Origin of the sequence: Clostridium sp. AM58-1XD (genome assembly GCF_003464085.1) — a bacterium.
Lineage (GTDB): Bacteria > Bacillota > Clostridia > Lachnospirales > Lachnospiraceae > Lachnoclostridium_A.
In genome coordinates this window covers 26,987-41,405 of the sequence record NZ_QSDR01000034.1, presented here as the reverse complement: position 1 = coordinate 41,405, position 14,419 = coordinate 26,987, and the positions used below count along the sequence as shown (strand labels likewise).

Genomic DNA, 14,419 nt, shown 5'->3' with positions numbered 1-14,419 from the left:
TCTTCTATCAGTTCTCCTGTAGTCTTGTCATAAAACATTTGATATATTTTTTTATATTTACTTTCTAATAGATCTTTAGCTGTTGGAGTTCGTAACACTTTAAATATACTTGCATTACAGCCATCCGCATCTTCTAAATACTTTTCTTCCATTTCTTTTCTTTTTACTTTATCAACAGCAATTTGTATCATTGAATTTTCCTCTCAAGGTCTTCTATTAACTGATTCATATACTTTCTTTGCTCCTTTAAGCTCCGCAATGTATCGTTAATCACCTTTTTACCGTTGGAATCGACATCAATAAATTTGTTCTCTTCATGTTTATCCATTTCATCCTTAAGTTTTTCTCGTATAATTCCTTCTCCTATATAACTAATAACTTTTTCAATTTCTTCAATGTTTTCTAATTTACCCTTTTGTTCAAAAAGTCTTCCTGCTATACTATTAATCTTTTCTTCAGCAAAAGCACCCATAGTACCATAATCTTCCAGGAAAAAGGAATTTAAAAAGAGGGTGTGAATATTACTGCCAAACGTATTTGTTTCTCCAATATATGCAAAAACTTTCCCTTTCGCATTTTTCTTTAAGTAAAGTACATCATTAGCTGGAAAATCCGATAACAAAATAGGAGAATGTGTTGTAATTACTATTTTTACATATTTATCATGAAATATTTGTTTACAAAAATCTGTAATCCATTTCATATACATCCGTTGCCACCTCGGATGCATAGATAAATCAGCCTCATCAAAGATCAGCAAAATGCTTTTTGTATTATCGCCTAATTTAGGATAGTCATATGCGTTATATTCCAAATAACTACTTTTAACCATCGAATATATGTTAGAAAAAACAGATAGAAAATAATACTCACCTGTGCTTATTCCAAATGAAAAATCAAAAAACGGAAAAGCAAAATTCATTTTGGAGTATAAGTTTAGTAATCCGCTCATAAATTCTTCTGTATTTTCCTCTGGCACTATATAAAGTTGCATTATCCCTTCAATTTCATTTTTTTTAATTATATAAAGTTGCATTATCCCTTCAATTTCATTTTTTTTAATTACTGACTCATTCTTTTCAATCCACCGAATAAAAGATTCTGTACTATCCAAGTATTTTTTATTCTTTTCAATCCACCGAATAAAAGATTCTGTACTATCCAAGTATTTTTTACTAAAATCATCTTCAAATTTTTTTCTAACATTTACGATTACTTTATATGCACATTTATAAACATTTTGTCCTCTTATCTTTTTTTCATTATTCAAAAAAGCGCAAGCCTCAAAAAATCTCATATGTTCGTCCGAAATATTATTTGGAACCGTTGCAGGAATACAAAGATTTCTAAAACAATTTAAAATCAAATTCTTTACAGTATAATTAATCCATGTTCTTCCAAAAATATCCACAAAATTATTAACTGCTTTTCTGAAATTATATACTGCCTCGCTTAATGATTCTTCTTTATCTTTATCAACTCGTAATCTCTTTGCTTCGTTCAAAATATAGTCTTCACTATAATGAGCATTGGCAATACTAATATTAACTGCTTTAGGGACCGGAAATTCGATTTCCAAGTCGTTATGCATTGCATAATTGTATAGAAAACTAATAATTCGAAACGCATCATTGTCAAAATAGTTTTTAATTTTATCTTTATTCAAATCATCATAATGCATCTCATAAGTAGTTTTGTGATGCTGATTTATCATCCGACCTAAGGAAAAGTCATAGTTACAACGAGACTCAAAAAAATAATCTTTATAATTCAATGCATTATGAAAATAAGCAATTTCAAATTCATCCAGTTCTGACCTTGGCTCATTACTCACTATTATTTTATTACAATTAGTCCTGTTATCTGCAACCAAATTAATTTCTGCAAATTGCTTCGTACAAAACACAAGCAAATCACCACGCTGTTGGCATTCAGCTATAATAATAAATTCGTTTGAGGGTAAATTGGGACTTTTTATAGTTTGGATATCCTCCATAATATAATTCGTCAACATAGTTTTTCCAGCTCCATTATCTCCAACTATAGCAAAGCAGTCATGTATATTTTCACCCCAGAATCCATCTATATAATCGTTATTCCATTGAATATATAAATTATTATTCTCTTTGTTGAATTCTATCACATATTTTCCACTAAGTATTACACCTTGGTTATCATTGCCCCATCCGATATTTGAGTCCCAAAGATATACAATATCTCTTATCTTTTGCATATGCACTTCCTCGCTCTAAAATAAATTAGCCTTTTCTTGCGAATTCTTGATTATACTTAAGCTAATATCATAACGTGTTTAGAAAAGCATCCAGGTGCTACAGATAAACTTTAGATTCGACGCAATTCCACGCAGACTTCGCAATTTCCCGTCGACGGAAACATATCCACGCAGCACACCTTCTCCACCTTATACCCTCGTTCCTGCAGCATCACCAGATCGCGCACCAGGCTGGTTGGCTTGCAGGAGATGTAGACCATCCGGTCCACACCGTAGTCGATAATCTTGCTCAGGGCCTTTGGATGGATTCCGTCCCTGGGCGGGTCCAGGATGATCAGATCCGGCTTGTCCGGAATCTCATCAATCACTTTCAGCACATCTCCGGCGATGAATTCGCAGTTTGCAAGGCCATTGAGCCTCGCGTTCTCCTTTGCTGCCTCAACTGCTTCTGCTACAATCTCGACACCGACTACCTTTTTCGCCACTGGAGCAGCGATCTGAGCAATCGTTCCTGTGCCGCTGTACAGATCAAACACTACCTTATCTTTCGTCTCTCCGATGTAGCTGCGAGCTGTTTCATAAAGTACTTCCGCTCCCAGGGAATTCGTCTGGAAGAAGGAGAACGGCGAAATGCGGAACTTCAGACCGAGAAGTTCCTCGTAAAAAAAGTCCTGACCGTACAGGATATCCGTGCTGTCGTTCTGCACCACATCCGCCAGGCTGTCATTTTTCGTATGAAGAATTCCTGCCAGTTTACCTTCAAGGGGAAGGGCCATGATCTGTTCCTTCCATTCATTCAGCATTTGCTCCTCTGCCACGCCTTTGGGAAGAGTCTCTGTTTGAGTCGTGGTAACGAGGTCGATCAGGATTTCTCCTGTCTTAACGGCCCGGCGCACCAGAAGATGGCGCAGATATCCGATATGGGAAAGCTTCTTGTAAAAAATCACTCCCAGCGTCTCAAAGTATTCCTTTGTAGCTCCAGCACGAGGCTGAAATCTGCATGTACGATTTTACAGCCGTCTGCCGTAACCACGTCATAAAAGCTGCCGCGTTTATGCATTCCCAAGGACAGCGGGCCGTCCTTGTATTCATCTCCGAAGGAAAACTCCATCTTGTTGCGGTATCCGCAGGCCAGAGGGCTGGGCTTAATACCCTGAAACTCATATGTGCCTTCCTGCAAAACGGTTCCGAGAAGAGTTTTCACCTGTTCTTCCTTGATTTTCAGCTGTTCCCCATATGGGATGGTCTGGTAAAGGCAGCCGCCGCACGTTCCGAAATGGCTGCATGGATCTTCTGCCGTCTCAAGAGGCGATTTTTCCAGAACCTCCAGAACCAGTCCCTCGTTCTTCCCTTTTCTCTTTTTTGTGATCACAACGCGGACTTTCTGTCCAGGTACGGCGTTCTTGATGATTACCTTCTCCCTCTTTCTGCAGATTTTGCTTTCCTGGTCGTTCTGTTCAGACTGATCTTCCTGAACGGCCGGGGCAGATTCCTGAACGGCTTCGGCTGCTTCCTCAGCCTCCTGACCATCCCTGGCCTTCCGGTTATCCTGTCCGGCACGGTTTTGTCCCTGCTCCTGAATCTCTTCCTCTATCCACATAATTCCCTTGTTAGGAAATTCAATTTTCTCTATTATTCCTTCGTACTGTCCGCCTTTTTTCATTGCCGCAGCCGTCTCCTCTCATTCTGTTTACTTTTACACTTTCTTTTACACTTTATATTCTTAAAATCATTCATCGAACTGCGAAAGAAAAGGGCCGTTGCAGCATCTTTTTAAGGAAACCACAGCGGCCCGAATCGTCTTAAACTTATTTATCTTTCTTATCTTTTTCGTCGTCTTCGTCAAAGAAGTCATCATCGAAATCATCGTCAAAATCGTCTTCAAAATCTTCCAGGTAATCAGGAGTGAAGAACCTGTACACACCGTAGGCAATTGCTGCCACAGCCGCTACAACGCCGATGATAGCCAATACCCAAAGAATACAGTTCTTTTTCTTTTCCTCTTCTTCTTTTCTATGAAGGAATTCGTTCAGCTTTGTTGAATTAACTATTTCCTCAACCTTATTCATAGCATCTCTTCCCATGGAATCGAAACGGTTCATGGCTTCCTTCCCCATAACATCAAATCTGTTCATAAACTCCACATCCTTTCTTGCAGACCGCTTTGCAGGGCGAATCACATCATCCCACAAGTTGTATTTATTGTATCACAGTTCTTTAAGTTTTACTATCTTATTTTACTTAATTTTTCCTGAATTATTACAACTTCCTGAGCTTTGCAAACGATGCGAACATCTTTTTTACTCCGGCCTGGTCGAAATCCACCGTCACTTCGAAATCTCTTCCGCCGTCTTTGACAGATTTTACCGTTCCGTCGCCGAATTTAATATGATGGACTCTGTCTCCTTCTCCGTAATCAAGCGATTTTGCCTTTTGGACATCAAAAACTTTTCCAAAACCAGGATTTTTCCCCGCTGAAAACGAAGATGGCGACGAAGAAAACGACGATGTACCGGAAGCATACGCATTGGCTGTTTTTCCGAACCCAGCCGTTTTTTGTCCAAATCCGCCCTGAGCCGCCATTCCCATGCTTCCGAATCCTCCGGCTCTGTTCCATCCGCCGCTGCTCCCTGACTGCTTTAAGCCGCCTTCCTGCTGCTTGGAACCGCCTGATTTCCAGGAGGCCAAAGCCGGTTCCAGGCTCTCTGCATCCAGCATCTCCGGTGGGATTTCTTCAATAAAACGGCTCATTTTGGAGTACCTTGTCTCTCCGTTGATCATTCTCTGCCGTGCTCCCGTCATGAGCAGATGCTTCTTCGCCCTGGTGATTCCAACATAACAGAGACGGCGTTCTTCTTCCACAGCCTCTCTGTCATCTGACATAATCGACATCATACTAGGGAACAGACCGTCTTCCATGCCGCTCAGATACACATTGTCAAACTCCAGTCCCTTCGCACTGTGAAGGGTCATCAGAGTCACCCTGTCTTCCGAATCATCCATGCGGTCCACATCGGCTACAAGAGCTACTTCTTCCAGGAATTCACCAAGGGACGGGGAGTCGCTGTTATTCTCATAGCTCACCGCCTTATTGATCAATTCCTCAATATTTTCAAGGCGTGTTTGAGCTTCGATTTCTCCCTCATCCTCCAGTTCCTTCTGATAACCGGTGGAATGAAGAACGTCTTCAATCAGGTCGCGGATCGCGTAATCTCCGGATTTCATTTTCTCCCTGAAATCTTCAATCTGATTTACAAAGACGAGGATTTTATCGGCTGCTTTTCCAAGGGACGGAACTGCCTTCGCCCTGGCAAATGCGTCATACATGCTGAATCCATATTCGGAAGCATACGCCGTTACCTTGCCCACTGACGTTGCTCCTATGCCACGTTTCGGTACATTGATCACGCGGAGCACAGAAAGGTCGTCCTGGCCGTTGGCTACTACCTTCAGGTATGCCAGAATATCCTTGATCTCTTTTCTCTGATAGAAGTTGACGCCTCCGACCATGCGGTAAGGAACGCTATATGCCACGAATTTTTCTTCCAAAATACGGGACTGGGCGTTGGTTCTGTAGAGAACTGCCGTATCCTTGTAGGAGTATCCCTTCTCCTGAATATCCTTCACAATGGCTTCCGCTTCCTCATACGCCTGGTTAAACTGGCAGAAACGGATTCGTTCACCTTCTCCATTGGCCGTCCAGAGGGTCTTGTCCTTTCTCCCCCTGTTGTGACGGATCACCTCGTTGGCCGCGTTCAGGATATTCTCTGTCGATCGGTAATTCTGTTCCAGCTTGATGACTTTTGCACCCGGAAATAATTTCTCAAAATTCAGGATATTTTCAATATCAGCGCCTCTGAATTTATAGATGGACTGATCGTCGTCGCCAACCACGCACAGATTTCTGTACTTTCCGGCCAGAAGGCTTACGAGGCAGAACTGAGCATAGTTGGTATCCTGGTACTCGTCGACCATGATGTATTTAAACCGCTCCTGGTAATAGCCGCGGACCTCTTCGTTGGTCCTCAAAAGTTCTACTGTTTTTACGATCAGATCATCGAAATCCAGGGCGTTGTTTTTCTTCAGCTGTCTCTGGTATTCTTTATAAATCTGGGCAATTTTCTTCTGTCGGTAATCTCCTCCTGCGTTCAGCTCAAACTCCTCCGGAGAAATCATCTCGTCTTTGGCTGAGGATATTTCGCCCAGTACCGTTCTCTCTTTCAGCGTCTTGGAGTCCACGTTCAAGGCCTTAAAGACGTGCTTCATCAGTGTCTTCTGGTCGTCGGAATCATAGATCGTGAAATCTGTGGAATATCCCAGACTCTCAATATGCCTTCTCAAAATACGCACGCAGGACGAATGGAAGGTGCTGACCCAGATGCTCTCCGCCCCGAATTCCACCAGCTTGTCCACTCGCTCTCTCATCTCGCCGGCCGCCTTGTTCGTAAATGTAATCGCCAGAATATTCCACGGATTCACACCTTTTTCATCGATCAGATAAGCGATTCTGTGGGTCAGTACTCTCGTTTTGCCCGATCCGGCTCCGGCTAAAACAAGGAGCGGCCCTTCCGTGCAAAGGACCGCCTCTTTCTGGCATGGATTTAATGAATCATAAATACTCATATATGTAAATACCTCTCTATCCTGTTCCTGATGCCTTCGGCCCCATGCCGATGCATAACAGCCGCGCAGTGTTTTTTCGCTAAACGGCTATACAGAAATAGAATACCAGTTCTTCTCCCTGATGTCAACAAGCCATCAGCAGTTATCTCGTACCACTTCGGTTAGGAAGCGGCCGCGGCTGCATCCGGATCCCACCTTCCGTCTTCATTCATGTAATACCATTTTCCAAGAGCAGGGCAGATCCATCCTGTCTGCATAAGCCCTGTTTCACTGTCGAAATAGTACCAGCTGCCGTCGACCAGAAGCCAGCCTCCCCTGTAATACCTGTTGTCCGGCAGACGGTATCGCCATCCGTCATCCTGTTCTACCCACTCGCCCTGAACGGCCAGAGAGGTTCCGTCGATCGTGCTTCCCGTTACACCGTAGTCGCTCTCGTATAGATATCGTTTCTGTGATGTTCCGACAGGAACGGCTTTTACCCGTGCATAATACCTGCCGTCTCCGTCCACGCCCTCGGTTCCTGAGGCCGTCCCCAGAGCACATGATGTAACGCGTCCTACGCTGACTGTTTTTACGACCCTCTCTCCATCCATCAGCTCTACTTCGTATCCGCTCGCTTCCGGCACCTCATTCCATGTTACAATTCTAGAATTAGCCGCTGAGAAGTTCACATTTTCCGGCGTTTTGAGCTTATAGATCACCGGACCGTACTTTACCTTTACCACCAGATCGCCGTATTCGTCCACATCGGAATTCAGCACAGTTACCTCCGAATGGTCCGCCGTCAGCGTGAACTTCCTGTTATCTCTGTCTTCGTTAAAATACCTGCCGTCCTTAGCGGAAGAAAGCGTCACTTCGAACCGGATATAATCGCCGGGCTGGTAATCTTCTTCATCCATCTTTATTTCTTCTACGTCCGTCACTTCATATGTGGCATTTTCCGGAGCGAAGACCTCCGTAGGATAACTCAGTTCGCCTTCTTTAATATCATCTGCAAAATGAAGCTCTATCTTTGTAATATGAGCATCTGCAGCAGCTGCTGTTCCGGCCGCCGCAATTCCCATGAGGAGACCGGTAAGAATAACTGCCGCCAGCTTTCTCTCCGGCCGGGCGCCGCATCTTTTATCCTTTTTCCCTTCTCTTTTTCCTCTCATACGCAGTTCCTTCCCGGACCTATTTCAGCAGGCCCACAATAAAATCCCTGATTGCTTTGAATATGGCCGCCACCCGCTGCCAGAACGTAGTCGGACCGGCCGGGATCGTTACCTCTGACTTCACATCGTTGTCATCGTCCAGCGAAATTTCATCCGTCCTCATGATAATCTGAAGGCTTCTTGGCTCTTCATTCCGAACGGATGTAAAAGAGACCTTTTCTGCTTTCGTATCGATGTCCAGAAGTTCAAAATCATCGTCCAGCCTGTTCCACTCGTCCCGTACAATATCCGAAATGATATTCTTATTCTTCTTCAGATCTTCTGATTTGTTCAATGTTTTCGTCAGCTGTCTCAGCATTCCCGTCAGGCCGTTCAGCGTCAGCTGTGTTCCCGAGTTTAGGTCGGCATCGCATGCGTCCAGTTCTGTCGATTATATCCAGTGTATTTCTCATACTGCCTAAAAGCCCTGAGGTATCCACCATAGTGTCGGAAGTCACCTTCAGAATGCTGTCCAGTTCATCCGCCGTATCAAAAATACCATCCACCATGGTATCAATTCCGTCCACCAGGTCATCTCCCTTATCCACGATTCTGGACATGGAATTTGTCATTCTCTTTGTCTCGTAAATCATGGAGCTGGCCATATCTTCCAGGAGGCCTGCGTATTCATCTACCTCATCCAGATCGAGAATCGGCATATCGATTTCTGACGGGGTTGCCAGGTGGGGGACGGTCCCCTCATGTACCAGGCCGGCATCCTCCAGAGAATCCAGCCAGTCCTGAATCCCTCCCGCCAGCTGATCCAGTTCCCCGCTCTCCTGCATAGCACCCATCTGCTGCTGGAGAGCTTCCACTTCCTGCTTCAGCTTCTCCATCATCTGAGCCTTCTGCTCCATATCCGTCATCCGCTTGATCTTATCCAGAGTATTCTGAATATTGTCCATGGCATCAACCATGGTTTCCATCTTGCCCATTATACTGTTTACAGCGCTGGAAATGTCCTCCAGCCCTCTCCCCATGGTCCTAACGGCGGCTGGCAGTTTCGTGTCGCCAACGATTGCCGCAAAATCCGTCATGGTAGCCTCCAGACGGCTGATGGATGCCTTGATTTCCTCCAGACTGGCGTCCGTATCATTTCTGTAACTGTGAGCCTCTTCCCTGGCTTTATCCAGCCGCTCCAGCCCTGCAATGGTCTGGTCCGTATCCTCTGTCATATCTCCCATCATGTCCAGCATATCGTTCATGATTTCGTCCATGGCATTCCCTGCATCTTCGATATTTTCCTTATGTTCCCGAATGTCGGCGATATCGTCCATCTGGCTCATAGTCACAGGCAGCATGGAGATGAGAACCCCCATATTTTCAAAACTGTCTGTACCGATTTCAAAGTGAAATGTCTCTTCCTTTTTCGGAAACGCCATGAAAATTGCTGCTTGATACGAGCCGAACGTCTGAAACTGTGCTCCCGGCGCAGTAAAGCTTAAGTCATCCTCCGTATCGGACACCATGCCTGCCATCAGCATGAAGTTGTTCTTAAAATAATCGTCTGCTGCCTCATTGGGCACGACATGAACGTCGACAGCCACGAGCCCGGAGGCTCCCGCCAGCTTCTGCGGGTCCGTCGGAACCCCGTTTAATTTATAACTCACCTCTACATTCCATGGAACGTCAAGGAATTCATTTTCCGGTTTTACTTCATAATAAAATTTTCTCGGCGCAATCCCGTTGATTTTCCATGTGACCCCGTCGTCCCGGATTTCCGGCTCATCTTCGGTAGTCATATTCTTCACCTGGCCGTAGCTGCCGTAATCCGTTACCGTGTTGTTGCCGTTCAGATCGCAGGCCTTCACAATGCTGACGTCGCGTACTTTCCCATCGTAATCCAGCAGCACATATGCCGTTTCATCCGTAGTCACCGGGACTGGAGCTGCCATGGAAGGAAACGTCATAGCAGAAGCGAGCAGGACAGCCGTACTTCTCTTTATCCATTTTTTATCTATTATAAATTTTTTACATCTGCTTTTACTTATAACCCCTTTCATACGGATTCCTCCTCTCCCTCTGCTTTATTATTTACAATGTCAGATTCCTGACCCTTTATTTTTCTCATTTCCGCCTTCTTCTCCATACGTTTCTTCTTTTTCGCCTGCTTCTTCGCCCTGTCCTTCATAATTCTGGAATCAAAGGTATTAAGAAGCCATGGCAGCAGAGTGAGCACGAGAGTCATGCCGAAAAATCCGCCTCTGCCGATCAGCTGCCCCATCGTAGCGATTGCTTTAACGGAAGACAGCTTATATACGCCATAGCCGGCCACTGTCAAAACCGTTCCTGATGTCAGTATGGAAAGCACACACTGGTCAACGGCTGCGATCGCCGCCTTTTTCTTATCCGGCTCATTTTCCCTCACGGACAGGTAAGTATTAGTCATCAATATAGAATAGTCCACCGTAGCCCCCAGCTGCATGCTGCTGACCATCAGATATCCCAAAAATACCAGTTCCTGACCATACAGGTAAGGCAGAGCCATATTGACGAAAATCGCCAGTTCAATCGGGATCATTACAGCGATTACGGAAGCCATGGAGGAAAAGCTGACGAGAATAACGAGAGCAACCCCCAGCGTGGAAATTCCGTTAACAGAATTATAATCAGAAGAAATGATCTCTTTCATGTCCTGCGTTGCAGGCGTCGTCCCGACAAAATAAGTTTCGTCCGAATAGTATTCACCGGTTATTTCTTTAATCTCATTGATGCAGTGAAACGCTTTCGCACTCTCCGTATCACTCTTGACGATTACCACCATTCTGGCATATCCGCCGTCATGGAGCTGGGATGTCAGGCTTCGCGGCAGAAAGTCCTCGGGAATTCCCGGCGGCAGCGCTCCCGCCATGGAAGTTACGCTCTTCACATAAGGCAGATCCTCCAGCCTGTCGGACAGCTTCCCTTCCTTAACCGTACTCGTATCCGGCACAATCACAATGAGCATATTACTTTCGCCGAACATCTCATCCGTTACTTTTTTATCCTCATAACTTCTGGAGCCTTCCCCCGAACCGATGGCCGCATTGCCGTAGCGGAAATCATTCATTCCCTGGGCAACATAACACGGAACAGCCAGAATGATAGCCAGCGCTGCTATCACGTACCGCACTTTAAACTGCATCTTTACAAAATGGTCCAGCGGAGGCACAAATGATTTATGCCGTGTTCTCATAATCAGATTGTTAAAACGGATAATAAGAGCCGGCATGAGAAACAGAACCGTAAGAATGCTCCAGACAATCCCCTTTGCCAGAACAAATCCCATATCCATTCCGATTGTAAATTTCATGAGCGCCAGGCTACAAAGCCGATGATCGTCGTTACACCGCTGGCCATGATGGACGGAACGGCCTCATGAAGGGCATTGACCATGGCAGGTTCAATATCCAGCCCTGCTTCCCTCTCTCTCGTAAATGTATGTAACAGAAAAATGGAATAGTCCATCGCTACGGCCAGCTGAAGCACTGCGGCCACGCTGGCGGAAAGGAACGAAATCTTTCCGAATATGATGTTGGAGCCCATATTGAAGGCGATTGCAATTCCCATAGTTGTCATGAACAGCAGCGGCTCCACCCAGGAAGTCGTTGTAAACGCCAGGATCGCCAGGATCGCAAAAACTCCGAATGCCAGAATCTTAGGCATCTCGTTTTCCAGGCTCTCTTCTACGTTTTTATTATCCACCGCAGGCCCGGACAAATGACCTTTATCTCCGAACATCTGTCGGATCTGCTCCAGGGCCTCGTAAGTCTTCGGATTAGAGTCGCCTTCCTTGAACAGGATATCCATAACCGCATGGCCGTCCTTATAGTAATCCTCAATATCATGAGTATTTAAAAATGCCTCTGATTCATAGACGGACACTGTACTGTCCATCCAGGAAACCGTATCCACGCCATCCAGATCCTGTACCTGGTTTTTGTATGTCTTCGCCTCATAAATGGATACATCGTCGATCATCAGCCGGGCGCTTCCCGGATATCCGAAATGGTCCTCCATCACGTGTATTCCCTGCTCTACCGGCGCCCAATCGGGAAGATATTCCGTCAAATCGTAATTTGTTCCTACCAGAAGACTCAAAGCCGCAGAAATAACGACGCCCACCATAAAAAATTTCTCAATGATTCTGCGTTTGGTCACGACAATCTCGATCACGATATCTATGAAGCTTTTATGTTTCTTCATGCCGTCTCCCATGATTTTCTTCCCCTTGTTATTCTTATTTTCTATCATTTTATTACTCACTTGTTGATTTTTATACTTTTGTATATTATAATAAATAAAGATACGAGATTTGACAATGGTCAATTCAGCCACATAGTGTTACTTATTACACAAAAGCGAGGTGTTGTGTTGCATGGATGAAATAATTGAGAAAAAAAGACAGGACCGCAGGTGCCGCAAGACAGTAGAATCGATTAAGACAGCTCTTCTTACGATGCTGGCCGACCGGCCGCTTTCAGAAATTTCCATCAGCGAACTGGCGGAAACGGCAGATATTAATCGTAAGACCTTCTATAATCACTATACCAGCCTGCAGGATGTGCTCGTAGATATTGAAGATGAACTGTCTGATTCTATTTTTGATGTGCTCAAGCATGAAGACTTCCTGGAAAATATGGGGGACCCCAAACCATTTTTTGATGCTCTTTCCGCCCGCCTGAAGGAGCAGGAAAGCATTTACCGCATTCTGATTCGATCCGGAATTGAAGCTGAGATCTTTACGAAGATCCGGGCGTGGGCAAGAGACTACATTTATCATATGCTGTCAAAGAATTTCCTGATCGATTATGATATCTTCCAATTCTATTTAAACGTCATACTGGCGCAGATTTCCGCTGCCTATAAAGAATGGTTTTGTTCCGACAAGCCGTCCATTTCCTTGGATCAACTGTCCGGCTTCATCTGCAGCCAGGTATTTGCAGCCTGCCGTTTTCTGGCTGAAATCTCCGCATTAGCTGATCCTGCCGTGATTTGACCGCAACGTTACATCGGAACAATATGGTTCACTTGTAAATGTTATTTACTGTTATTTACCTCTTGTCATATAGTTTTTAATACTATATAATAGGGTAGAGAGGTGATAAAAGCAGAATGAAAACGAATGATGAACGATTACATGATATAGTTGACAGGCTCGGCCGCCTGAGTTATGTGACTCCGGAAGACATTCCAAACATTGATTTATATATGGATCAGGTGACCACATTTATGGATACTCATCTTGGTGTCTGTAAGCGGGATGACGAGGATAAGATTTTGACTAAGACCATGATTAATAATTATGCCAAGAACAATCTTCTTCCTCCTCCGAACAAGAAAAAATATTCCAGAGAGCATATCCTGCTCCTGATTTTTATCTATTATTATAAAAACATACTGTCGATTACCGACATCGGGGAACTGCTCCGGCCCATAACGGAAGGCCATTTTGCTTCCGGTTCATCTCCGTCTCTTTCCCGGATTTATGAGGAAGTATTCTCTCTGGAGCAGGAACAGCGGCAGCATCTAAAGGACGATGTTCTACAGAAGTTTGAACATGCCCTGAAGACGTTTCCTGACGTGGATGACTCGTCGTCTGAGAAGGAATATCTGCAGCTCTTTGCTTTTCTGAGCGAGCTTGCCTTTGACGTTTATCTGAAGAAACAGATGATCGAAAAGATTATTGACGAGCTGAAAGCTGAAAATACCAGGAATTCCTCAATGAAAAAGAAAAAATAGCTGAATTGATATCAAAAGAAAACAGCCTGCCGGAGCAGATCATATTTACTCCAACAGGCTGTTTTTTAATGTTCTTAGAAATTCTGATTTTTAACAATTCTCATGGCATTTCCAGCGCTTACGTATGTCCGCTTATTCTTTCTCTTTCAGCCGTTCAAAAACCATGTCGTATCCGTCGTTCCCGTAATTAAGCGAACGGTTCACCCTGCTGATGGTTGCCGTAGAAGCACCCGTCTTGGAAGCGATTTCCAGATATGTCTTCTCTTCCCTGAGCATTTTAGCGACTTCGTATCTCTGGGAGAGGGAAAGCAGCTCGTTTACTGTACAGACATCTTCAAAAAATGTATAGCATTCATCGATATCTTTTAATGTCAATATAGCCTGGAACAAATGGTCCACCGTCTCTGTTTTAATCTTTTTATTCATAATCCTACCTCTTTGTCCGGCTCATCCCGGTATTTCAATGATGTATCACGACTGTTCAGGGCGGCGGAAACATGAGGCGAACTCAGCTTCAAGTTTGTCTGTAAGCAGATTTTTATACCCGCATTTCCATCAAATGAATCTCAGGCCTTACCTCTGCGGCCAAAGGCCATGCGGGCAGATCAACTGTCCTGATCAGTTATTATGTAACATATTTTAGCATACT

General features: G+C 44.4%; 12 protein-coding genes and 1 pseudogene. 2 read left to right on the top strand and 11 right to left on the bottom strand.

Annotation, left to right across the window (positions count from 1 at the left end):
* From DXA13_RS17405 to DXA13_RS17360, 10 genes and pseudogenes are all read right to left on the bottom strand, one after another.
* Window positions 1–191: hypothetical protein (locus DXA13_RS17405; protein ID WP_147348050.1), on the bottom strand; the 191-nt coding region annotated here is incomplete at its 3' end.
* Window positions 188–2,233, bottom strand: coding sequence for an AAA family ATPase (locus tag DXA13_RS17400; RefSeq protein WP_118246342.1), 2,046 nt, complete (start codon window positions 2,231–2,233; stop codon window positions 188–190). The genes DXA13_RS17400 and DXA13_RS17405, both read right to left, overlap by 4 nt.
* Before the next feature lie 110 nt (window positions 2,234–2,343).
* Window positions 2,344–3,653 (bottom strand): annotated as a pseudogene (gene rlmD, locus DXA13_RS17395) (23S rRNA (uracil(1939)-C(5))-methyltransferase RlmD); the annotation flags it as partial.
* A 388-nt stretch (window positions 3,654–4,041) separates the two neighbouring features.
* Window positions 4,042–4,335 (bottom strand): DUF4366 domain-containing protein, encoded by a 294-nt coding sequence (locus tag DXA13_RS17390; protein ID WP_118246345.1) that lies wholly within the window; start codon window positions 4,333–4,335, stop codon window positions 4,042–4,044.
* 157 nt (window positions 4,336–4,492) lie between these two features.
* Window positions 4,493–6,856 (bottom strand): DNA helicase PcrA, encoded by a 2,364-nt coding sequence (gene pcrA / locus DXA13_RS17385; protein WP_118246341.1) that lies wholly within the window; start codon window positions 6,854–6,856, stop codon window positions 4,493–4,495.
* Window positions 6,857–7,017: 161 nt separating this feature from the next.
* Window positions 7,018–8,010, bottom strand: a complete 993-nt coding sequence (locus DXA13_RS22570; RefSeq protein ID WP_118246340.1) for a hypothetical protein — start codon at window positions 8,008–8,010, stop codon at window positions 7,018–7,020.
* Between the two features lie 19 nt (window positions 8,011–8,029).
* Window positions 8,030–8,344, bottom strand: a complete 315-nt coding sequence (locus tag DXA13_RS17375; RefSeq protein ID WP_118246339.1) for a hypothetical protein — start codon at window positions 8,342–8,344, stop codon at window positions 8,030–8,032.
* Window positions 8,313–10,052 carry a hypothetical protein gene (locus tag DXA13_RS17370; protein ID WP_118246338.1) on the bottom strand — a complete coding sequence of 580 codons (1,740 nt, stop codon included), beginning with the start codon at window positions 10,050–10,052 and terminating at the stop codon, window positions 8,313–8,315. The genes DXA13_RS17375 and DXA13_RS17370 overlap by 32 nt, the downstream gene beginning before the upstream one ends.
* The gene (locus DXA13_RS17365) at window positions 10,049–11,341 is read right to left on the bottom strand and encodes an MMPL family transporter (RefSeq protein ID WP_118246337.1); all 1,293 of its coding nucleotides are present in this window, start codon (window positions 11,339–11,341) and stop codon (window positions 10,049–10,051) included. The genes DXA13_RS17370 and DXA13_RS17365 overlap by 4 nt, the downstream gene beginning before the upstream one ends.
* Window positions 11,338–12,282, bottom strand: a complete 945-nt coding sequence (locus tag DXA13_RS17360) for an MMPL family transporter (protein WP_118246336.1) — start codon at window positions 12,280–12,282, stop codon at window positions 11,338–11,340. Before DXA13_RS17360 ends, DXA13_RS17365 begins: the two co-directional genes overlap by 4 nt.
* Window positions 12,283–12,406: 124 nt before the next feature.
* On the opposite strand from DXA13_RS17360, the gene DXA13_RS17355 reads away from it, so the two are divergent.
* The gene (locus tag DXA13_RS17355; protein WP_118246335.1) at window positions 12,407–13,027 is read left to right on the top strand and encodes a TetR/AcrR family transcriptional regulator; all 621 of its coding nucleotides are present in this window, start codon (window positions 12,407–12,409) and stop codon (window positions 13,025–13,027) included.
* Window positions 13,028–13,143: 116 nt separating this feature from the next.
* Window positions 13,144–13,770: a DUF1836 domain-containing protein gene (locus tag DXA13_RS17350; protein WP_118246334.1), complete on the top strand. Its 627-nt coding sequence runs from the start codon at window positions 13,144–13,146 to the stop codon at window positions 13,768–13,770.
* 132 nt (window positions 13,771–13,902) lie between these two features.
* Here DXA13_RS17350 and DXA13_RS17345 read toward each other — a convergent pair whose 3' ends face one another.
* Window positions 13,903–14,196, bottom strand: coding sequence for a YerC/YecD family TrpR-related protein (locus tag DXA13_RS17345; protein WP_118246333.1), 294 nt, complete (start codon window positions 14,194–14,196; stop codon window positions 13,903–13,905).
* Window positions 14,197–14,419: the final 223 nt, after the last annotated feature.